At 42.4% G+C, this 21386-nt stretch carries 28 protein-coding genes; 8 read left to right on the plus strand and 20 right to left on the minus strand.

Annotated elements, in window-relative coordinates; all coding sequences use genetic code 11:
* Window positions 1-168: 168 nt before the first annotated feature.
* Window positions 169-990: a flagellar hook-basal body protein gene (locus tag Q4550_RS10710; protein ID WP_303532564.1), complete on the plus strand. Its 822-nt coding sequence runs from the start codon at window positions 169-171 to the stop codon at window positions 988-990.
* 11 nt (window positions 991-1001) lie between these two features.
* Complete coding sequence (locus tag Q4550_RS10715) at window positions 1002-1799, plus strand: flagellar hook-basal body protein (RefSeq protein ID WP_303532566.1); 798 nt, start codon at window positions 1002-1004, stop codon at window positions 1797-1799.
* 49 nt (window positions 1800-1848) lie between these two features.
* Here the strand turns inward: Q4550_RS10715 and flgL are convergent, their stop codons facing one another.
* From flgL to fliW, 15 genes are all read right to left on the minus strand, one after another.
* Window positions 1849-2727, minus strand: a complete 879-nt coding sequence (gene flgL, locus Q4550_RS10720; protein ID WP_303532569.1) for a flagellar hook-associated protein FlgL — start codon at window positions 2725-2727, stop codon at window positions 1849-1851.
* Window positions 2728-2746: 19 nt separating this feature from the next.
* Window positions 2747-4126, minus strand: coding sequence for a flagellar hook-associated protein FlgK (gene flgK / locus Q4550_RS10725; protein ID WP_303532571.1), 1380 nt, complete (start codon window positions 4124-4126; stop codon window positions 2747-2749).
* 30 nt (window positions 4127-4156) lie between these two features.
* A complete protein-coding gene (locus tag Q4550_RS10730) occupies window positions 4157-4630 on the minus strand; it encodes a flagellar protein FlgN (RefSeq protein WP_303532573.1) in 474 nt (157 codons plus the stop codon).
* A 14-nt stretch (window positions 4631-4644) separates the two neighbouring features.
* Entirely contained in the window at window positions 4645-4905 is a 261-nt protein-coding gene (gene flgM, locus Q4550_RS10735) for a flagellar biosynthesis anti-sigma factor FlgM (RefSeq protein WP_226615814.1), read from the minus strand.
* A 111-nt stretch (window positions 4906-5016) separates the two neighbouring features.
* Window positions 5017-5448: a flagellar basal body-associated FliL family protein gene (locus Q4550_RS24570; protein WP_226615815.1), complete on the minus strand. Its 432-nt coding sequence runs from the start codon at window positions 5446-5448 to the stop codon at window positions 5017-5019.
* Between the two features lie 18 nt (window positions 5449-5466).
* Window positions 5467-6252: a flagellar motor protein MotB gene (gene motB / locus Q4550_RS10745; RefSeq protein ID WP_226615935.1), complete on the minus strand. Its 786-nt coding sequence runs from the start codon at window positions 6250-6252 to the stop codon at window positions 5467-5469.
* Window positions 6242-7060, minus strand: coding sequence for a flagellar motor stator protein MotA (gene motA / locus Q4550_RS10750; protein WP_303532580.1), 819 nt, complete (start codon window positions 7058-7060; stop codon window positions 6242-6244). The genes motB and motA overlap by 11 nt, the downstream gene beginning before the upstream one ends.
* A 24-nt stretch (window positions 7061-7084) precedes the next feature.
* Entirely contained in the window at window positions 7085-7456 is a 372-nt protein-coding gene (fliS, locus tag Q4550_RS10755) for a flagellar export chaperone FliS (protein WP_303532581.1), read from the minus strand.
* Window positions 7457-7467: 11 nt separating this feature from the next.
* On the minus strand, window positions 7468-7848 hold the full coding sequence (locus Q4550_RS10760; RefSeq protein ID WP_303532584.1) for a hypothetical protein: 381 nt from the start codon (window positions 7846-7848) through the stop codon (window positions 7468-7470).
* Window positions 7849-7851: 3 nt separating this feature from the next.
* Window positions 7852-9321, minus strand: coding sequence for a flagellar filament capping protein FliD (gene fliD, locus Q4550_RS10765; protein ID WP_303532587.1), 1470 nt, complete (start codon window positions 9319-9321; stop codon window positions 7852-7854).
* A gap of 112 nt (window positions 9322-9433) precedes the next feature.
* Entirely contained in the window at window positions 9434-9772 is a 339-nt protein-coding gene (gene flaG / locus Q4550_RS10770) for a flagellar protein FlaG (protein WP_303532589.1), read from the minus strand.
* 12 nt (window positions 9773-9784) lie between these two features.
* Window positions 9785-9982, minus strand: coding sequence for a YjfB family protein (locus Q4550_RS10775; protein ID WP_308809527.1), 198 nt, complete (start codon window positions 9980-9982; stop codon window positions 9785-9787).
* Window positions 9983-10052: 70 nt separating this feature from the next.
* Complete coding sequence (locus Q4550_RS10780; RefSeq protein ID WP_303532591.1) at window positions 10053-11411, minus strand: flagellin N-terminal helical domain-containing protein; 1359 nt, start codon at window positions 11409-11411, stop codon at window positions 10053-10055.
* A gap of 227 nt (window positions 11412-11638) precedes the next feature.
* A complete protein-coding gene (gene csrA, locus Q4550_RS10785; RefSeq protein ID WP_194218289.1) occupies window positions 11639-11887 on the minus strand; it encodes a carbon storage regulator CsrA in 249 nt (82 codons plus the stop codon).
* Entirely contained in the window at window positions 11888-12337 is a 450-nt protein-coding gene (fliW, locus tag Q4550_RS10790) for a flagellar assembly protein FliW (RefSeq protein WP_226615821.1), read from the minus strand.
* A 197-nt stretch (window positions 12338-12534) separates the two neighbouring features.
* Between fliW and pxpB the strand changes: the two genes are divergently transcribed.
* Genes pxpB through Q4550_RS10805 form a run of 3 tightly spaced genes read left to right on the plus strand, consistent with a single transcriptional unit; the run spans window position 12535 to window position 14944 of the window.
* Window positions 12535-13260: a 5-oxoprolinase subunit PxpB gene (gene pxpB / locus Q4550_RS10795; protein ID WP_303532595.1), complete on the plus strand. Its 726-nt coding sequence runs from the start codon at window positions 12535-12537 to the stop codon at window positions 13258-13260.
* Complete coding sequence (locus Q4550_RS10800) at window positions 13257-14024, plus strand: LamB/YcsF family protein (protein ID WP_303532598.1); 768 nt, start codon at window positions 13257-13259, stop codon at window positions 14022-14024. Before pxpB ends, Q4550_RS10800 begins: the two co-directional genes overlap by 4 nt.
* The gene (locus tag Q4550_RS10805; protein WP_303532600.1) at window positions 14021-14944 is read left to right on the plus strand and encodes a 5-oxoprolinase subunit C family protein; all 924 of its coding nucleotides are present in this window, start codon (window positions 14021-14023) and stop codon (window positions 14942-14944) included. The genes Q4550_RS10800 and Q4550_RS10805 overlap by 4 nt, the downstream gene beginning before the upstream one ends.
* Here Q4550_RS10805 and Q4550_RS10810 read toward each other — a convergent pair.
* Entirely contained in the window at window positions 14941-15219 is a 279-nt protein-coding gene (locus tag Q4550_RS10810) for a hypothetical protein (RefSeq protein ID WP_194218284.1), read from the minus strand. The two genes, Q4550_RS10805 and Q4550_RS10810, sit on opposite strands and share 4 nt — an antisense overlap.
* Before the next feature lie 146 nt (window positions 15220-15365).
* Between Q4550_RS10810 and Q4550_RS10815 the strand changes: the two genes are divergently transcribed.
* Window positions 15366-16823: an aldehyde dehydrogenase family protein gene (locus Q4550_RS10815; RefSeq protein ID WP_303532602.1), complete on the plus strand. Its 1458-nt coding sequence runs from the start codon at window positions 15366-15368 to the stop codon at window positions 16821-16823.
* Between the two features lie 38 nt (window positions 16824-16861).
* Here Q4550_RS10815 and Q4550_RS10820 read toward each other — a convergent pair whose 3' ends face one another.
* The 3 genes from Q4550_RS10820 to Q4550_RS10830 are packed head-to-tail and all read right to left on the minus strand — an operon-like array spanning window position 16862 to window position 19713.
* Window positions 16862-17890 carry a DctP family TRAP transporter solute-binding subunit gene (locus Q4550_RS10820; RefSeq protein WP_303532604.1) on the minus strand — a complete coding sequence of 343 codons (1029 nt, stop codon included), beginning with the start codon at window positions 17888-17890 and terminating at the stop codon, window positions 16862-16864.
* Window positions 17891-17902: 12 nt separating this feature from the next.
* Window positions 17903-19174, minus strand: a complete 1272-nt coding sequence (locus Q4550_RS10825) for a TRAP transporter large permease (RefSeq protein WP_303532605.1) — start codon at window positions 19172-19174, stop codon at window positions 17903-17905.
* The gene (locus Q4550_RS10830; protein ID WP_303532606.1) at window positions 19171-19713 is read right to left on the minus strand and encodes a TRAP transporter small permease; all 543 of its coding nucleotides are present in this window, start codon (window positions 19711-19713) and stop codon (window positions 19171-19173) included. The genes Q4550_RS10825 and Q4550_RS10830 overlap by 4 nt, the downstream gene beginning before the upstream one ends.
* Before the next feature lie 143 nt (window positions 19714-19856).
* Here Q4550_RS10830 and Q4550_RS10835 point away from each other — a divergent pair, with 143 nt between their 5' ends.
* Entirely contained in the window at window positions 19857-20369 is a 513-nt protein-coding gene (locus Q4550_RS10835; protein WP_303532607.1) for a GNAT family N-acetyltransferase, read from the plus strand.
* 38 nt (window positions 20370-20407) lie between these two features.
* Here Q4550_RS10835 and Q4550_RS10840 read toward each other — a convergent pair whose 3' ends face one another.
* Window positions 20408-20704, minus strand: a complete 297-nt coding sequence (locus tag Q4550_RS10840; protein WP_303532608.1) for a DUF5327 family protein — start codon at window positions 20702-20704, stop codon at window positions 20408-20410.
* Window positions 20705-20797: 93 nt separating this feature from the next.
* On the opposite strand from Q4550_RS10840, the gene Q4550_RS10845 reads away from it, so the two are divergent.
* A complete protein-coding gene (locus Q4550_RS10845; RefSeq protein WP_194218277.1) occupies window positions 20798-21346 on the plus strand; it encodes a beta-class carbonic anhydrase in 549 nt (182 codons plus the stop codon).
* Window positions 21347-21386: the final 40 nt, after the last annotated feature.

Below are 21386 nucleotides of genomic sequence, written 5' to 3' on the forward strand. Positions count from 1 at the left end.
CGACAATTTTTTCGTTAGTGATAGCATAGCATTGTCAAAAATAATAGTAAATGAGTGTTTTAACCTAAAAAACGACTTTTTTCACTTAATTTTCCCATATTTAAACGGTATAATAGAGTTACAAAATTCAATGTACGCGTTCGATAGTACTACGATGGGAGCGAAATAATGTTTAAAGGCATGTATACGGCAACATCCGGTATGATGGCAAGTGAGCGAAAGCAACAATTCTTAACGAATAATTTATCAAATGCCGAAACACCGGGCTTCAAACAGGATGAAGCAACCTTCCGTTCCTTCCCTGAATATCTACTAAAAGAAAGAAATACGAACACACCTACCCCTAACTCTTCCATTGGCACTCTTCAACAAGGCGTCTATACACAAGAAGGCATTCCTAATTTCTCAAACGGTTCCCTTAAAGAAACGAGCAAACAAACAGACATGGCTCTCAACGATGAGAACCTTCCAATTGATGCAGAAACCGGTAAAAAAGGCCTACTTTTATTCGGTGTTCGCCTTGAAGATAATGACATTCGCTATACACGAAATGGAAATTTCTCAGTAAATGAAGATGGATTTCTAACTACGAGCGAAGGATACCAAGTTCTTGGGGAAGATCTTCAGCCAATTCAACTCAATGATGATTCTTTTACAATGACCGACGATGGAACAATTCGTGAAAGAAACGGAAATGAGCAACAAATATGGATTGGCTATACGGGCGATCCATCCAAGCTAGCACAGCAAGGAAATGGTGTCTTCGAATGGGAAGGTAATGAAAATGATGCACCGAGAAATATCCAGACGACAGACATCAACCAGTACGCCGTTAAGCAAGGATTTCTCGAAGGATCGAACGTTGATATGACGACCACGATGACCGATATGCTGAATACTTATCGTTTATATGAAGCAAACCAAAAAGTACTACAAACTTATGATCAAAGCATCGACAAGTCAGTCAATGATGTTGGTCGCGTTTACTAGGAGGGTTACGATTGAATATCCAGATGGCCACAGCCTCTTCTTCACTTAGTCAGACACAAAAGAAAATAGATACAATCGCAAATAATATTGCGAACGTGAATACAGCAGGGTACAAAAGCCGTGAAGCGACGTTTCAAAATCTATTAACTCAAACGTATGCGAACCAAACAGGTGAGGCGACGGAGCCTGGAAGAGAAACACCAGAAAATCTTCGAGTTGGTTTCGGCTCAAAAATCGGCTTAACAACCCTTCGTAATGAACAAGGATCAGCACAAGAAACTGGCAGAGATCTTGACGTCATGCTTGAAGGAGAGAACGTCTATTTCCGAACTCAAAATGGTGATAGTATTCACTACACAAGGGACGGATCATTCGAACTACAAAATCAGAATGGGACTTTGTCACTCGTGAATAGTAGCGGTAACCCGATTCTAGACACGAGCGGAAATGCGATTACATTTAACAGCGATCCGGCTAAACTTGCCATCTCTGATACTGGAGAAATTGTGGCGACGGATGCAACTGGAAATGAACAAACCTATCAACTTAGCATCGTCAAGATTAATCGGCCCGAGGCTCTCACCAATGTGGGAGGAAATGAATTCTCTCTTCAAGATAATGAGCAGCTTGAGCTTGTCGCTCCTGGGGAAGAATTTAAAACGAGACAGGGATTTCTCGAAATGTCGAACGTTGATCTAGCGAACGAAACGACCGAGATGATCTCAACCCAGCGGTTACTTCAATTCCAGAGCCAGGCGATAAAGATGGCCGATGAAATGATGGGACTTGCGAATACGATTAAGAGATAAATGAACTAGATAACCAAAACCCCTCTCACAAATGTGAGAGGGGTTTTGGTTATCTAAGAAAGTCTAATAGAGAAGGCTGAATGATCTTGGCACTTGCCGCAAGGGAGGCCTGATAGACGCTTTCTTCCGTTTTAAGTTTCATGATGGATTCCGCAAGATCCACATCTTCATTTTTAGAAAGGAATGATTGAACGGCTAGATTCTCATCCTTCAGACGCTGGTTCATACTTTCCACTCGAGATTGACGAGCGCCCATACCGGTCCAGCTTGTCAGAACCTGTTCTGCGCCTTCTTCTATTTTTCCAAGGACGGTATTCATGCCTTCTTTATCTCCACTTGATAATGCCGTAGAAAATTCATCAAGTACTTTGAATAAATTTACCTGACCATCAAATACTTCCCCCGCATTAACGTTAATCTTCACATCGCTAAATGGAGAAATTCGCTGATTGATGGACTGGTTATCAAAAGATACATTCCCATCCTGGTCAATTCCGACGGGTTGATCCGTTTTCTGTCCATTAAAGATGTATTTTCCATCAAGTTTCGTATTGGCTAAACCTTTGAGTTCTTCCATTAACTGCTTAAATTCTTTTGCCATTGTTTCCAGCTCTTGAGCTGAATTTGTGCCATTCGAAGCCTGTACGCCAAGCTCACTAGCTCGCTGCATCAAGTTCGAAATACTACTAAGCGATTGTTCCGTCATCTCCATCCATGACATCGCATAATCGGTATTCCTCTCATACTGTTCATTATCAGCCAGCTGCGACGATAGCTTCAGTGATTTTTCCGTACCCATTGGGTCATCAGATGGCTTGTTGATACGGGTACCAGTCGAAACCTGCTGATTGGCTTTTTCGAGATTGGTAAGGTTTCGATTCATTTGTGTCACCATGTTACTTGATAACATTTGTTGAGTAATTCGCATTCGATAACTCCTTCTCCGGCTAGACGCCCATCCGGTTAATAATCACATCTAGAAGTTCATCAGTCGTACTAACATATCGTGCTGCAGCGTTATAAGCATGTTGGAACTGAACGAGGTTGGCCATTTCTTCATCAAGTGAAACACCGCTGATTGACATTCGATTGTTATTGATGGACTGAAGAACGGACTCATGATTATTCACCGTACGCTCAGAAGACTGCGCATTTGAGCCAAGACGTGAAACAAGCGTGCTATAAAAATCGTTGACACTCGTTTGTACCTTATCGTTAGATCCAGAGATATCAAACGTAAAGCTCTGATCTTTCAAATTGCTGATCGCCATTGCAATGTCACCATTGCTCGGAGCATCGTTTCTTGAAGAGGCGCCAAGCGTAGCAGGATTCGCTTTCACGTCTTTCGTGATGGTCGTTTGTTCAAGAAACGTGTTTCCAGTCCCATTCGTGTCAAAGAGGGGCTTACCTTGTTGCATTGTTCCATCTGCATTTCTAACCAACGAAAACCCTGAAGATAACAATTCATTCATTCCTGAAGTATGAACGGTTTTCCCACTTGCATCGACCGTATCTTGTCCTTTAACAAGCTGTTCAAACATTCCGTTCAGGTCATTTTTAAGCTGATTTGTTGTCGTAAGGGAATCTTGAATGCCCTTCAATTTCCCGCCAGTAGGATTAGTTTGATCAAACGTAACCGACATTTCTCCATTCGGTTGTTTTTGAACGTTAACGTCGATAAGACCGGATAATTCATCAATAAGCTGATCGCGATGATCCATTAAGTCGTTCGCGTTTCCGTTCTTCACGATTTCTTTATTTAAACTATCAATCTGAGAATTGATTGAGCTGATTTGGTCTTTTACAGCTGCTTGTTGTTTACTTAAACTATCTGCTACGTTTGTTAGTCCTGATTGAAATGACTTCGCTTGATCAAGAAGCTCTTCAGCTCGACTGACAACAACGGATCTGGCTGCGTTACTATCTGGATTCGAAGCGAGATCTTCCCACCCTGACCAAAATCGATCCAATGAAGCGCTTAGTCCATTTTCTCCTGGCTCACCCGATAACGCTTCGATCTGCTGCAGCGTATCTAGCTTCATAGATTCAGAACCTAGCATGGCGTTCCGCTCGCGGTATTGACCATCGAGGTACTCGGAACGAATTCTTTCAATCGATTGAACACTTACACCAGTACCAAGCTGAGAGGAAACACTTCCTGTTTGATAGGAATAAGGGAGGGCAGAAGTTGACTGCATATCAACACGCTGTCTTGAATACCCAGGTGTATTTGCATTCGATATGTTATGACCTGCCGTTGTTAAAGCAGCCCGCTGCGTATATAAACTTCTTTTCCCAATTTCTAAACCATGAAATGTTGATGTCATGCTTTCACGTCCCTTTCCTCACCTGATCTGTCAGGCCTTTGTATCAAAGTAACCTCTTGGTGCTGCTGTCTTCTTTTGATTGGGCCTGCCGTAAGTGATCGATTGTTCTCTCGGAGTCGTCAAATGACCGATCATATGGTGAATAAAAGCCATTGCGTCTTTCAAGAGCTCCTCATTCTGTTCATTTAATCCTTTTAGCTTCTCCGCTTGCTGCTTTAACTCGTTGGCTCTACTTTCGACCATTCGTTTGACAGCTGGGCTAAGCTTACCCAATACTTCTTTGAGCGTTTGCTCCTGATCTCCTGCAAGTTCAGAGGTTAGCTGCTGGCGTTGTTCTTCTAATAAATTCAACTGGAGAAGAAGATCTTTTTCACTCTTCATAATATCTGTTAAACTCTCCAAGTCCCGTTCAATAATCGCTTCATGCTTCCGTTCAGATAGCGGTATTAATATCTCATGCAATTGAATCATTTCGCTCAAAACCGTAATTAATTTTTGCCCCATCGTGCCGCCTCCTGTTAGAACCACTGATCAAACAGCTTTTCCGCTGTTTTTTGACTGTCGACACGATACGTACCGTCTTCTATCTGCTTCTTTATTGCGGTTACTTTGGCTTCACGCTCTTGTTCCGTTTTCATGTCGTATAGTTCTCTCGCTTTGTTTGAGATTTGAAGCTCATCTTCTCGAGGAGCCTTTTTGACCTGCTCCACTTTCGTAACAGGATTATGCTTCTGGTAAGGGTTTACAATAGGTGGTGCTGACGGTTTATTTACATTCATATCCGGTCACCTCTTTCCGACAATTTATAATACTACTCCTATTCTATTATTCGTACCCTAATTTGAGGATTATACCGTTATTATCGGAAAATTTCTTAAAAAGTTAACCGCTTACTGAATTTTAAAGTCCGTTACAAGAACACGCTCTACTTTTCCATCTTGTAGAACAGTATTAATCTCTGCTTGAACTGCTAAGGTAAACTGCTTCAGACCCTCTGAACCCTTGAGATCTTCTTTCGATAAACCAGCCAGTATCGAAATAACGATAGCTTTTAATTCAGGGTTACGTACTTCTAACTCCTTGTAACTTTTTTCGTTATCCGCAAGTAAATTTAATTGAACAACCGCATAGTTTTCTGAAGATAAATTTGTTGTTAATGGTTCCATACTGTAACTTCTTTCTGCCAGTTCTTCCGCAGTTGGTTCCTTCTCCTGCTGTGCAATCACTTCTTTTAAATTGATATCAAGAAAAAGCACGGCTGCTATCGCTCCTGCACCAACGATTCCTAGTGCCGCTAGGAGGATAATTACGACTCGTTTCACCTTATCCACCCCATTATGTTAATTCTGAACATTATATGGAAGAATCAAAACCTCAACACGACGGTTCTTCGCTCTTCCTTCTTGTGTTTGATTGGTCGTCACCGGCCGATACTCTCCATAACCTGTAAAACTAAATAGCTTTGGGTTTAACTTATTATTTTCTAATAGCTCTGTCATAAAATTCAGCGCTCGTTCAGAGCTCAAATGCCAGTTTGATTCATATTGAGACGTTTTAATGGGCCGATCATCCGTATGACCTGTAACAGTAATACGACGAGGTGGATCTGTCACAAGAAGAGAAGAGATTTCCTTCGCAAGCTCCTTCGCATTTCCGGTTAAATCAGCTTTCCCACTTTTAAATAATGCAGCTTCTTTAATCGTAATCAATAGGCCCTCTTCGGTTAATTTCGTTTGAAGGAACGAGTCGAGTTCTTGATCTGCGATATACTCATCAATTCGCCCTTTAAGCGCTTCAAGCTTATTCAGATCCTGCTCTAGCTTTTCTTCCTCCCGCTCTTCTTCCTTCTCGTCATTCTCATCCGGGTCTTCGTCTTCTGTTAACCCGACGAACGATCCATCCTGTGGCTGCATTGTTGAAGGCTCACTTTCCATGATTCCAGTTCCGCCATTCAACACTTCTTCAAAAGATTGGGTGATCGCTTCATATTTCTTTACATCAACCGTACTTGCCGCAAAAAGAACGATAAACAACGCGAGAAGAAGAGTGAGCATATCTGCGTAAGGAATGAGCCAGCTTTCGTCAACATGTTCTTCATGCTCCTCATGCCGTTTCTTACGCATCAGCGCCTACCCCTTCTCCTACTCCGGCCTCATTTCCTTTCTTCAGTTCTTCCAGGTTACGATCTTTACTTGGTAAATAGACAAGTAGTTTATCCTCAACCATTGTAGGGGAAGCGCCAGATTGAACAGCTAGCAATCCTTCTAACATAATCATCTTAATGTGCGCTTCTGCGCTTGATTTACGCTTCAGCTTATTCGCAAACGGATGCCAGAGCACATACCCTGTGAAGATCCCAAACAACGTTGCAATAAAAGCTGCCGCAATCGACTTACCAAGAAGCTCCATATCTCCAAGATGACTAAGCGCAGCAACAAGCCCAACAACAGCCCCGAGTACTCCAAGCGTAGGAGCGTATGTACCCGCTTGTGTAAAAATACCCGCTCCCATTTTGTGGCGGTCTTTCATCGCTTCAATGTCTTCTACTAGAATTTCCTCAATCGCTTCATGAGAATGCCCGTCGATCACCATTTGAAAGCCACGTTTCAAAAAAGGATCCTCGATTTTCTCAAGACTATTTTCAAGTGAAAGCAATCCTTCACGTCGAGCAACCGTTGCCCATTCACGAAACATTGGAATCAGCTCTTTTTCGGTTACAAGCTTTTGATTTGAGAAAATAATTTTTAACAGCGTTGGAAACTTCTTAATTTCATAGAATGGAAAAGCGATTAATAAGGCCGCTGCTGTCCCAACAAAAATGATGACGAGGGCAGCGGGGTTTAATAGAGCTGCTGGATTCGCTCCTTTTAGAATAAGTCCTCCTATCAGAACGAAAAAGCCAAGCAGTACTCCAAACAGAGATGTTTTTTCCATTGCATTCACCCTCTTTGTTTCTCGTTATTTCATTTGTTCCATTGCTTCTTTCCACGTGTTGCGGAAATCTTCAGCTAATCCCTCTATCTCTTTTAACTTACCTAAATCATTTGCTATATTAGCTGAAACGAGCTCCGAAATCATATACTCATAGAGTGGATCGAGCGATGACGATAGTTCAATTTCCATGTTCAACGAACTCCGAAGCTCCTGAAGAATGTTTTGCGCTTTAATGATGTTCGTATTCTTCGCTTCTATGTTCTTCTTTTCCATCGCCATCGCTGCAAGACGAATAAACTTAATGCATCCGTTGTACAGCATTAATGTTAATTCCTGTGGAGATGACGTTGTCACTGCATTCTGCTGGTACGTTTGATAAGGATTTTTCATTGCCATATCCGTTCCTCCTATTTACGCTGATCGAAAAATGCGCCGTCGCTGTAAGCCTGTCCGCTCTTATACTTACTCGTAGCTGATTTGCTCTGCTGAAATCGTCTCATCTGATCTGAAAAAGCAGCATAGAGCTCAGAAAGCTTTGGTTGAATGGTTTCTTCAAGACCACTTAGTTGCTCAAGTAAATGCTTCTCATCCTCTGACCACTGATCTCCTTCATTTTTCATAGCTAGATCAAGCAATTTAATCGTCTCTTCTCGACGGTTAATCATATGATTAATCCCCTCAAGCTGATTTAGTTCATTATCATCCATCGAAGGATTCAATTCTTCAAGCGATTTTGCAATTTGATTTGTCACAACGTGCATCTGATTTAGTGCATCAATTCTTCTCATCTTCTACATCCCACCAAATAAGTTTTGTTGTACCCACATACTTTGTTGATTCATTTTATCCATTGCCGTTTCCATTGCCGTAAACTGTTTCCAGTAACGACTTTCAATTGTCGCAAGCTTATCTTCCCATGTATTCATTTGCTCATCTAAGTTTTTTAATCTCGTTGTTAGAAAACTACTATCAATGAGTGTTCCCGGCGTTCCAGCCTTCTTCCCAAGCTGATCGATGCCTTTGTTGACGCTATCGTAAAGCCGGTCACCAATACCATCAGTCCCACTCGTAAACAAATTCATTACTTCTTCAGGCTTCTGTTCAAGTGCGCTCTTTAGCTTCGCCTCATCAATAAATAGCTTCCCGCCATCTTGATAAGCGCCGGTGTTAATTCCGATTTGCGAAAGCATATTTAGCTCACCGGAAGGAACACCGCTTACAGGAGACATCCAGGCATTACGCAAATCACTTACAATGCCTCGAACGGTCGAATCGCTTTGAAGTAACCCGCTTTTCGCTTTTTCTTCCCAAAGCTCAATTTCTTTATCCGTTAAATCTTCTCGCTGCGCATCCGTTAGTGGTGGAAAATCTCGATACTTCTTTTCCGTTAATAGCGTCTGCGTTTTATCAACGAACTCGTTGTACTTCTCAACGAACGATTTAATCATATCGAACGGCGCCTGGGTGTCACTTTGAACGGATACAGTTGCTGTTCCTTTCTGAACGAGATCGAGCTTCAGGTTATTAATCGTTGTCGCATTTGTTTTCAGGTTATCGACAGTAATTCCATCAAACGTAACAGAACCGTACTTTCCCTGAGCTGCATTCGCTGCACCACCGAGGATACGATTTTCTATATTTGTGTCGCTAAACCCGCTTAGCGTAAACGATTCATCTCCACCCATCGCTTTAGATGAAATGAAAAAGCGCGACGTTGTATTATCGAAGCTCGCTCTCATACCGAGCGATTCACCTGTGCCATCATCTACAGCACCAGCGATTTTTTCAGCAAAGCTTTTGAACGTATCAGAAGCGGTAATGTTGATCGATGCCGTTTGACCTTTGCTGTTCGTTATCTGAAACGATGCTGTCTCAGTTGATTTCAACACTTTATCTGTTCCTTTTGCTGCTGTGCCTGCATCATTCATAATCGCCTGTCCAGAAGTTAGCTTCGCACTTTGCGCTAGCTCATTCACCGTTACGTCATAGGAACCTGCTAGCGAGGCCGATGTTGCCGTTGCTTTTACAGCTGTACTAGATGAAGTCGATTTATACGCATTGTAGCCAGACTGCAAACGCATCGATGAAGCTGCAGTTCGCATATCAGACATCATTGTATTTAGCTCACGGTACGAATCCTTTTGCCACTCGTACGTTTGTTTTTGTTGAGATAGCTTATCGAGCGGAACCCGTTCCGCCGTCATCAGATCTTTCACCATCTGATCGATATCCATTCCCGTCGCTAAGCCGGAAATCCTCATGAACATCTCCTCCGTTCATTCCTCTTATTCATACTATCGGCAGGGGAACCTAAGAGTTTAAGGTGTAATTAGACCTAAATAAAGAACTCTCAACTTGAGAGTTCTAGAGAAGTTATATTTTTTGATCGACTAGAAAACCGAGTAGTTCAGCTGTGGCCGCATAGCGATCAAGAAATTTTTTAGAAGGAATTTCTTTTAACACCTCGTCCGTGTTCGTGTCGATGATTTGGACGTAGTATTCATTTAATTTATCGTGAAGCTGGAATTTGAGGTTTGTTTTTGCAGGTTCTATAAAGTCATTGAGTTCTTTTAATCGAGTAACCAAAGCTTCTTTTGTAAATAAAATTTCTTCACTATCAGTGTTTTGGGGACTTTGGGGCTCAGTTGGAATTTCCGTTTGTTTTATGTGGGGTATCATCACCGAAGTAGGTGGAATTTTGGATACTTCCATCGTGTTCTCTCCCTATCTAAGGAGGCCAGGTTCTACCCTTTTGATGTTAACGTTGTTCCCGAGATGAGGTTGAACCGATTGCTCCAGCATTTTAATAAGGTCATTGGATTGATTTTCAGCTTGATTCATAGCAGTTTTCGTCAGGGATGTTTGGACTTGCTGTTGGACTTTGGATTGGTTTAATACGATTGAAAGGGCAGCTATATCTATAGAGCGTCACTCCTTTTTATAGAAAAAGACCTTAGAAGAAGATCTAAGGTCTTTCGGTGAATTTAGTTAATTAACGAAGAAGTTGAAGAACTTGTTGTGGAGCCTGGTTGGCTTGTGCCATCATTGCCTGTGCTGCTTGAGCCTTGATGTTTTCCTTCGTCATTGTCATCATTTCTTTTGCCATGTCTACGTCACGGATGCGAGATTCCGCAGCTGTTAGGTTTTCGGAAGATGTATTAAGGTTGTTGATTGTATGTTCTAAACGGTTTTGATATGCACCAAGCTTTGATCTTTCAGAGGAGACGTTATTTATAGCACTATCTAGAGCATCAATAGCATCCGATGCACCTTTAGTTGTCGTAACGTCAATATTACTAATTCCTAAAGAAGAAGAACTAGCATCATTAAATGACATACTAATTTTCTGACCAGAATTTGCACCTGTTTGAATGGATAACGCTACCCCAACATCTACTGTTGTTGAGCCGGCAGATTTAGCAGTGAAAGATAAGCCTTTACCATCTCCTGAATTAAGGGTTACTTTGTTTCCATCGATAACCATTGCTCCTGAAATATCATCACCATCTGGATCACTTAATGTACTTACAGCGGCATTTGAACCATTTGAATTAACCAGAGTTGTCCAATCATCTGTAGAAGTTACAATGCCAGCTACATCTGCTGAAATACTAAGAGAAGCATTATTCCCTACATCAGTAGATGAAATTTCAAAATTTCCAGAATCATTGATTTTCGCTTCCACACCAGAAATAGTGTTCATTTTATCAATTACATCCTGTACAGTATCTGTACTAGCAACATTCACATCAGTACCATTCACAGTAATTTTACCTGCTCCATTAACTGTATCTGTAGCATTCGCTGTTCCTGCACTTACATTCTGAGCAGCTGTAGCAAGTGATGTAATAGTTACGTCAAAAGTTCCAGACTTAGTATCACCGGTACTCGAAGCACTTGAAACAATGCTTCCATTACCTACGCTAAGGCCTGAATCTCCATTCAATATTTTTTTATTGTTAAACTCTGTATTACTAGCAATTCGATCAACTTCTTCTGTTAATTGAGTAATTTCTTTTTGAAGACTTTCTCTGTCATCAGCGGTATTCGTATCACTTGCTGCTTGTACAGAAAGCTCTCTCATTCTTTGGAGCATTTCTTGAGTTTCACCAAGTGCACCTTCTGCAGTTTGAATCATAGAAACGCCATCTTGTGAATTGCGACTCGCCTGATCTAAACCACGAATTTGCCCACGCATTTTCTCTGAAATGGAAAGACCTGCCGCATCGTCCCCAGCTTTATTAATACGAAGACCTGAAGACAACTTTTCCATTGAACTACTAGCCGCATTCTGGTTTACACCCATTTGACGATACGTGTTTAAAGCTGAAATATTATGATTAATAATCATCCCTAAATCTACCTCCATGTAATTGGTTTTATCAAGAAAATCCACATCCGTTTGGACTTCCTAACACCACTATTATCGGCAGGGGTTTTTAGATGTTTAATAGTTTTCTGAAAAATAATTAGAAAAACTTGGATTGGTGTCACATTCTAGCGGTAGCCATCGTATTGCTAATGTTTTAGTCCTAAAATGGAGAGTCATTCTTAAAACATAAAAAAAGAACCGACGCCTTATGACTTCGGTCCTTTTGAACTGTTACTCTTCTGAAACTCCTTCAAATCCTCTAAGCTAAACTCCTGCATCGCCGCAAGCTTATTCTCCGATTGAATCGCTTCATATACTTCTTTTCGGTGGATGGCGATATTCTTTGGCGCTTCTACACCAAGCTTCACCGTGTCACCTTCAATGCTAATAATCTTGAGTTCAATCTCATCGTTAATGACAATCGATTCGCCCTTTTTACGTCCGAGTACAAGCATTTACTCCCCCTCCTCTGTCGTTACTTGCTTTAAAAGAGGTTCTTTGATGCCATACTCCTGCTTCAGTACGAGCTGCTTTCCTGTGTGTTCCGCTGTATTAAAGATGAGCGGAGCTTTTAGATTCATCGTTGCGTCTTTTAATGATCCTTGAACAGTAAGAATCGAGAGTACGAGTGCATGGGATGGATCGGTTAGATTGAGCTGAGCGAGCGTGCTGTCATCAAGGTTTACTTCATAATTTGGATAAAAGGAAAACGGATCTGCGAGAAAGAAGCAAAGACCGCTTTCTTCAGTTGATTGTAAAAAGTAAAAAGGAGACTCATCTTTGTCGTCGGCGGGTAAAAGACAGTAAGTTCTAAAGTGCTCAAGGCCGGGAATGCCACTTTCAAATGTGATCAGACGATCATCCGTGACGTCCATTTCTCCAAAGCGTGCAGTATGTAATTTCATAGCGATCTCCTTTGCTGATCAGTGTCTACCCTCATTATAAGGCTTATGGCGCTTTTTTCCATGGATAATTTGTTGTCTTTTTGAAATTTCGGTAAACTTAAAGGGACAGAAATTCAATCAACTGGTATAAAAAATGGAATCTCTTCGAAGTTCTATTCTTAATTTATAAAAAGATATTAACGAAAGGAGCACTAATCATGGAGATCACCTTTCATCCACTCGGTGAGGCGGCGGTGAAATGCTGTTTTCAGGAGGATATATCGCCTGCTCTTACTGATCAAATTCAAGCGTTTTGTCGGAAGCTACGTTCACAAAAAGGTACTGGTCTTATAGAATGGGTTCCCGCTTATGATTCTGTCGCTGTTTACTACGATCCATGGGATACTTCTTATGAGAAGATCACTACATTGCTTCAAAACATAGCGGTTGGAATGGACACAAAGAGCCATCAAGTAAAAAAAGTGATCACCATTCCAACCTTTTATGGTGGCGACTATGGACCTGATCTCGAAAATCTCGCCAACACCAACAACCTAAGTCCTACCGACGTCATTAATCTACATACAGGTGCAAGCTACCTTATTAACATGATTGGTTTTTTACCAGGTTTCCCCTATTTAAGCGGGCTTGATGAACAGATCGCTATGCCTCGTCTTGAGAGTCCAAGGGAGTCTGTGCCAGCCGGATCTGTTGGCATTGCGGGGAGTCAAACGGGCATTTATCCGCTTGACTCCCCTGGAGGATGGAACTTAATTGGCCGCACGCCGCTTCGATTGTTCGATCCTGAAGAAGACGAGCCATTTCTTTTTGAACAGGGAGATTATTTACATTTTAAATCGATTAATGAAGAAGAATACCAGCGAATTCAACGGGAGGTTGAAGATGGCACTTACGAACTTGAACACAGGGAGGGGTTCGAATGACGTTTCGCATTGATTTAAACAGCGATCTTGGAGAAAGCTTTGGCACTTATGTAGCCGGTCAGGATGAACAGGTTCTTGAACTCGTATCGTCAGCGAATGTGGCTTGCGGCTATCATGCCGGCGACCCGCATATTATGAATAAAACAGTCGAGTGGGCGAAGGAGCACCACGTTGGGATTGGCGCGCACCCTGGATTTCCAGACTTAGTTGGGTTTGGACGCCGAAACATGAACATCACGCCAGAGGATGCTTACTCCCTTGTTCTTTACCAAATTGGGTCACTGCACGGGTTCTGCAGGGCACATCAAGTGCCGCTTCAGCACGTGAAACCGCACGGGGCGCTTTACAATATGGCTTCGAAGGATCCTGAGCTTGCGAATGCGATCGCGCAAGCCGTAAAGGATTTTGATTCAGAGCTCATTCTATTCGGACTTGCAAATTCAGAATTGATTCGCGCTGCGCAAGACGCTGCACTTCCTTATGCTTCTGAAGTTTTTGCCGATCGAACGTATCAGCCTGACGGGTCGCTTACCCCTCGCGTTGAAAAAAATTCGATGATCCGAGACGAGCAAGCAGCGATTGAACAAGTGATTCAAATGGTGAAAGAAGGAACGGTAACGGCTGTGGATGGTTCGATCATTCCGATCGAAGCTGATACTGTTTGTGTTCACGGTGATGAACCGTCGGCACTTGCGTTTATTAAAGCACTTCGGAAACGATTTAGTGAAGAAAACATCGTGATGGATAGGATCGGAAACCGATGAAGTTATTTTCAGTCGAAAAGCCAGGGCTGTATACGACGTATCAGGATTTAGGACGGGTTGGATTTTTGAAGTACGGGGTGCCCGCTTCCGGAGCTCTCGATCGCTTTGCTCTTCAGGTTGGCAATATTCTAGTCGGGAATAAGCGCGATGCGGCAGGACTTGAGGTTACGATGCAAGGACCTGAACTGATTGCAGAAGAGTCTTTTGTGGTCGCTGTAACGGGAGGGGATTTGTCTCCCATGGTGAACGGAAAACGGATTCCGCTCTGGAAATCTGTGCATATAAAAAAAGGACAGGTGCTAGAATTTGGTCAGCCGCGTCAAGGGGTACGTGCTTATCTGACCGTTTCAGGTGGCTTCCATTCAGAAAAATATATGGGAAGTCGCTCTGTTTATGAGCCAGCTGGTCTCGGACGTCCCCTTCAAAAGGAAGATAAACTCGTTGGTAAACCTGCGAAACAAAAAGCAGGAACCGGGCTTTTTTTCACCGAGATTCCTGATTATGATCGTGATATTGAAGTGCGCGTCGTGAAAGGACCACACCATGAACAGATTTCAGCTCACATTGTGGAACAATTTTTCGCTTCCACTCATGAAGTTTCACCTCAATCCAATCGAATGGGTTATCGACTTCAGTCTGATTTGGAAACAAATCATGAAGCGAACGTCATTTCTGATGGAGTTCCGGTTGGCGGCATCCAGCTGCCTGGGAACGGTCAGCCGATTATCTTGCTTGCGGATCGACAGACGACAGGTGGGTACACACGGATTGGAACGGTGATTGGTCCTGATTTGCCACTTATTGCTCAGCTACCACCTGGTCGGAAGATCCGTTTTATAGAAGTAACGGTGGAAGAAGCACAGGAAGCGGCGAGACAGACTGAACGAAAGCTTCGTATTTGGGAGCGAATCCATCGCTAGTGCAGTCGGAGGTAGCTGTGGAGCTCATCCTTCACAAGCTCCCCCTGATCCTGCTCATTCATTTGCAGGTGGTAATGATCTCCTTCAACCTCCGCTTGGAAATTATAGAAGCCTTTTTGATTCAAATATTCGCTTAGATCTTCAATTTTCTCACAGTGAGAGAACAAAATTTTATCGCCCACATAATCGTCGTTTACATATACGTTATAAGCATCATGTGCATTTTTTATAGCATCAGCCTCTGCTGGATAAAAAAACGGGATTGGTTCCGGCATTCTGTCTCCCTCCTTTCTTTAGGGATTACTATCAATTTGTCCCTTCACGCCTTTTTTATGTTGGAAAAACATTCTTGTATGCTAGTATGTTTAATCCTTTAAGCATTCGGGAACCTTCTCTAACGTACACTAAAGGAGGATGACTCATGGCTAACACATATACAAAGCAATATATTAACGGTGAATGGGTTAAGGGTTCTAGTGACAAAACTGTAACAAATTATAATCCATTTTCAGGCGAGGAAATTTTTACATTAAATTCAGCATCTGAAGAAGATCTAGATAAAGCTTATAAAACGGCAAAAGAAGCACAAAAATCCTGGGCACAAACAACACCAGGCAAGCGCCAGCAAATTCTTGATAAAGTAGCGGCGCTCATGACAGAACGAAAAGAAGAAATCGTTGACTGGCTAGTGAAAGAATCTGGCAGTACAAAAATCAAAGCAAATGTTGAATGGGCAGCAGCTACTCGCGTTGTAAAAGACTCTGCATCGTTCCCATACCGTATGAAGGGACAAATCGCACCTTCTGATACACCAGGTAAAGAAAACCGCATATATAAAAGCGCAAAAGGCGTCATCGGTGTCATCGGACCGTGGAACTTCCCGCTTCACCTTTCTATGCGTTCTGTTGCACCAGCGATCGCAACAGGTAACACAGTTGTTCTAAAACCAGCATCTGAAACGCCAGTAACTGCTGGGTTCTTAATTGCTGAACTATTTGAAGAAGCAGGACTTCCGAAAGGCGTACTAAACGTCGTAGCTGGACGAGGTTCTGAAATCGGCGATGCGTTCGTCACACACCCGATTCCGAAATTGATTTCCTTCACAGGTTCAACTGAAGTTGGTCAACATATCGGTGAGCTTGCAGGTAAGAACATTAAAGAAACGGCGCTAGAGCTCGGCGGTAACAACGTGTTTATCGTTCTTGATGATGCGGATATCGATCAGGCAGCTGAATCAGCGGCGTTCGGTAAATTCTTGCACCAGGGTCAAATTTGTATGGCGATCAACCGCATTATCGTGCATGAAAGCATTCACGACAAATTTGTTGAAGCCTTCAAAGAAAAAGTAGCTTCTCTTCAAGTAGGCGACCCCTCTGACGCGAAAACAGCTGTTGGCCCACTCATCAACAACGACGCAGTTGAACGCATTCAAGAGTCACTAAACGCTTCTCTTGAACAGGGCGCTGAGAAGATTCTTGGTGGCGAAGTAGAAGGTAACGTGATGCATCCAGTTATTTTAACAAACGTAACGAATGACATGCCGATCGCAAAAGATGAAATTTTCGGTGCTGTTGCGCCAATCCTTAAATTTAGCACAGTAGACGAAGCGATCGAAATTGCAAATGGCTCTCCATACGGCCTTAGTGGCTCAGTTCACTCTCGCGACTTAAACCGCGGTGTTCAGGTTGCTCAGCAAATCGAAACGGGCATGGTCCACATTAACGACCAGCCGGTGAACGATGAAGCACATATGGCATTCGGTGGTGAAAAAGAGTCAGGCCTTGGCCGTTTCGGTGGTGAATGGGCACTCGATAAATTTACAACTGTTAAATGGATTTCCGTTCAACAAGAACGCCGTCAATATCCATTTTTCCAATAAGCACACGAAAGCCCTCGATTCGTTCGAGGGCTTTTTTATTAGTTTTTCTCTGCTTTTTGGATATCTTTTTCTAATTTATCAAGTATTTTTGCACCTTCTTCCCCAACAAGACGCTTATAGTACTCTCTTACTTCCTGACTTTGCTCTTCAAATTTCTGGCGCTCTTCCTCATTTAATTCTGCAACGTTAATATCACTATCTGACTTAATGTGATCCAGTGCTGACTGGTTGAACTCGTTTTGAATGGCAAATGAACGCTCCTGCATCTCTGCCGTAGTTTCATCAACGATATGTTGGATATCATTCGGAAGACTTTCATAAAAGTCAGGGTTAACAGCTGTTGTTGTAATGTATAAACCGTGTTTCGAAAGCGTTAAGTATTTTTGCACTTCATAGAAATTCATTTCTTCAATTGCAAACATCGGATTTTCCTGTCCATCAATCATATTCAACTGTAATCCGCTGTAAACCTCCATATATGGTACTGGCGTTGGATTAGCGCCATAAGCTTCATATGCTGCGACAATAAGCGGAGATGGCATGGTGCGCATTTTAAATCCATTGAAATCAGTCGGCACCGCGAGCTCCTGATTGCTTGTCCAATTCATAAATCCTTCTGTCCAATAATCGAGAACTTTTATGTTTTTCTCTAGGTAGAGGCTATTTAGGTCTTCATACAGCGCGTCGCTTTCATTTAACACCTGCTTGTTCACATCCATCTCATCTGAAAATAAGAAGTGTAGAGAGAATAGCTGGTTTTCAGGTACGATCGTCCCTGTATTTCCCGGGGAAGCAATCGCAAAGTCAATAGCTCCAATTTGAAGAAGCTCGGCTTGTTCTGTGGCATTGCCAAGCTGTCCGATCGGATACCTTTCAACTTTAATTCGACCGTTAGATTTTTTCTCTAATTTGTCAGCAAATTCCTTTACGTAGTCTGCCTGCACACTTGAAGGTGATTCTTCATGAGCAAATCTGAAAATATATTCGGCTTCTTTCCCTTCTGTAACTTGGGAACAGCCCGCAATAACGAGCAAAAGAGCCGGAATAAGCCAGAGCCTATTCTTCATGTTGTCCCTCCTTTATAAATATCGGTAGAACGTAATGATTTCTGGGAAAAAGATGAATAGTAATGAGATTGCTAGTAGCATTAACAGATACGGGCCAGAGCCCCGAATAATCTCAAGATAAGGCCGTTTAAACACTGCAACAGCCGTAAAAATATCAACTCCAAACGGTGGTGTTGCCGATCCTATAGCCGCCTGAAGAGTGATGAGAACCCCTAGTACAATCGGATCAATACCAGCATCCATCGCAACAGGGTAGAATATCGGTGTTAAGATAATAATGACGACTAAAGGGTCAACAAACATACACCCAATAAAGAAAAAGAGGGCGACAATTAGCAGCACCTTAATCGCCGTTGGGGCTGTTCCTAATACAGCGTTGGTGAGCTCTTGTGGCAATTTCGCATAAGAAAGCACCCAGGAAAGTGCGGTACCAGCAGCTACGAGTATAAAAACTGCAGCCGTTACAACACCTGTTGACTCAGCAATTTTCGGTAGCTCGGTAATTTTGATTTTTTTATAGATAAAAACTTCCAAAACCACCGCATATAAAACACTTACTGCAGCTGCTTCCGTTGGACTGAAAAAGCCGCTATAAATACCACCGACAATGATGACCGGGAATCCTAATGGAAGAAGCGCTCTTCTTGTTGCCTGTAGACGTTCTTTCCAGGTCGCTTTCTCTTGTCCTTCAATTCCTTTTCTTCGTGCGAGTATGTAGCTATAGACAGCAAAAAACAGAAAGATGATCACACCTGGTAAAATACCAGCTATGAAAAGTTCTCCAACCGAGGTTCCCGTTACAACGGCATACATAATCATGCCTATACTGGGTGGTACGAGCAAGGCGACGTCACTCGCATTAATGATAAGTGGAATAGCTTGCGAATTTTTATAGCCTGATTGAAGAAGCTTCTGACGCATCGGTTTCCCGACCGCTACAACCGTTGCTTGCGTAGAACCTGATATGGAACCAAACAGCGTGCACGTCGCAGCCGTTGTAATCGCATAGCCACCTTTAACGTGACCAATAAATCGACCAACAAATTCAAGAAGACGATTAGCCGTCGTTCCAACTGACATAATATCGGCAGCAAAAATAAACATCGGAACAGCAAGTAACACGAACGGCTGAACACCGCTAAAGTACTGTTGAGTTAACACCATCGGATCGAGGTCAGGAAAATAGACGATGAGGAGCACAATCGGTGCAACAATCATTGGTATCTTCATTGGGAATCCCATGAATAACAGAATAAACATAATGAGTAACATCACCCATATCATACGCCGTCACCTCTCTCGTCTAGTTCACTTTGAAAATCTTCTTCCTTTTCTGTTGCTAGAATAATCTCTTCATGCTTCATGTTAAGGACAAACTGATGTAGGTATTGCAATCCACCAAAGAAGAAGCCGATTGGAATAAATGCCGCTACTAAATAAACGGGAACTCTTAGCGCTGGTGTTACGCGCTCTAGTTCATGTACCGTCCCTACATATTCGAAAGCGATATAGGTTAAATAAAATAATGTAAGTGATGTAAGCAACGTTATTACTAAGGTAAGAACTTTTTGACCTTTTCTCGGCAACAGCTCAAATAAGGCCGACATCCTCAGGTGCCTTCCCTTTCTCGCTGCATAGCTGACACCGATAAATGTTACAATAATTATAAAAAACTGTCCTGTTTCTTCAGCAAACGTCCAGCTCGCTTGAAAAACAGTGCGACTAATCACGTTTCCCACAAGAATCAATGTCATAAAAATAACCGAGTAGCTGAGGATGGCCTGTTCGGCTTTTCCCAGAACTCGGTTCACTTTCTGAAACATATCTTCTGGCCCCCTCTTTTATACAAATCCCTTCCAATATTGGTGGTAATTCCCTATCAGAATGCTAATAAACATCTCTTGCAATATTGTTGCTTTTTATTTTCATTTTTGAAAAAATAAGATAGAGAAAAGGAGATGGAAACATGATTGAAGTTCGTGAAGAAAAGTTACAAGATCATGAGGACATCTCAACCATTTTACAAAAAGCATTTGGTGGAGAAGATGAGATTAAGCTAGTCAGTAGGATTCGGGAGTCTGCGCACTTTGTTCCTGAGCTTTCGCTTGTCGCGCTACATAATCGACGGAATCCGGTTGGTTACATCCTTTTTAGTGAAATCACCATCTCAACAGAAAAAGGAAATCTCACGTCCCTAGCCCTTGCTCCTGTCGCAGTCGTTCCCGAATTACAGGGGGAAGGAGTTGGGGGCATGTTGATCAATGATGGCATAATGAGAGCTACTTCGCTTGGATATCGTCACGTAGTCGTGCTTGGTCACCAAGACTATTATCCACGATTCGGCTTTGTCCCTGCTTCTGAACAGAACATTTCTGGTCCCTTTAATGCAGGAGATGCGTTCATGGTAAAAGAACTTAAGAAAGACGCGCTAAAAGATGTTAGCGGAGAAGTTGTTTATCCGAAGGCGTTCGGCGTTTAAAAACGGCAAACAAAAAAGCCGCTCTTTGGCGGCTTCGCTTAAAAATCAAAAATCGAGTCCTCGTTCGCATCATCGTCCTTCATCGGCTTTGATGAAAGCGACTGTTGAACTGGTGCGGCAGCTTGCTGCTGAATCGGTTTAATTCCAGCGGTGGCAGCAGGCTTAGACCTATTACTTCCCGATGCTTGTAGCAGCATGTCACAATAAGTTTTAATGGCAATCAGCTCTTCTCGAATGCCATCGACATCTGCATCATTTTCTTCCACATTGTATGTGAGCTGTTTCATTCGTGCATTCATTTGTTGAACCAGATGATCAATTGGTATATCTTTCATATCGATAAACTCCTTTAACTGAAGGATCTTTATCACTAGTGTACCAAACTGCATGCCAAATGAAAAAAATTAAAAGGACAAGGAGATAATATTATGGATACCCTTCATGAAGTATTAAAATTTAATGAGGAATTTGTCGCTAATAAAGAGTATGTCCCTTATGAAACAACAGGTCTTCCCGATAAAAAAATCGTGATCCTCTCTTGCATGGACACGCGTCTTGTAGAGCTTCTTCCACGTGCGATGAATCTAAAAAACGGTGATGTGAAAATCGTTAAAAATGCCGGTGCTGTAGTGAGTCACCCATTTGGCAGTATTATGCGCAGTATTCTTGTAGCCGTATATGAACTTCAGGCGGAAGAAGTTTGGGTTATTGGGCATCATGACTGTGGAATGGGCAAAGTAGATCCTGATGCGTTGCTACACAAAATGGAAGACAGTGTAACAAAAGAAGTTGTTTCTTCTATGAAGCACGTAGGGATTGACCTTCACTCATGGCTACAAGGATTTACAACGGTTCAAGATGGCGTGCGCGGTAGCGTATCAATGATTGAGAATCATCCGCTTCTTCCAAAGGATCTTCCTGTTCACGGGCTTGTGATTGACCCTGCAACTGGAAAACTGGATCGCGTAACAGAATAATATAAAAAACTCACTCCTTTTTTAGAGTGAGCTTTTTATA

This window comes from Anaerobacillus sp. 1_MG-2023, assembly GCF_030547345.1.
Lineage (GTDB): Bacteria > Bacillota > Bacilli > Bacillales > Guptibacillaceae > Guptibacillus > Guptibacillus hwajinpoensis_B.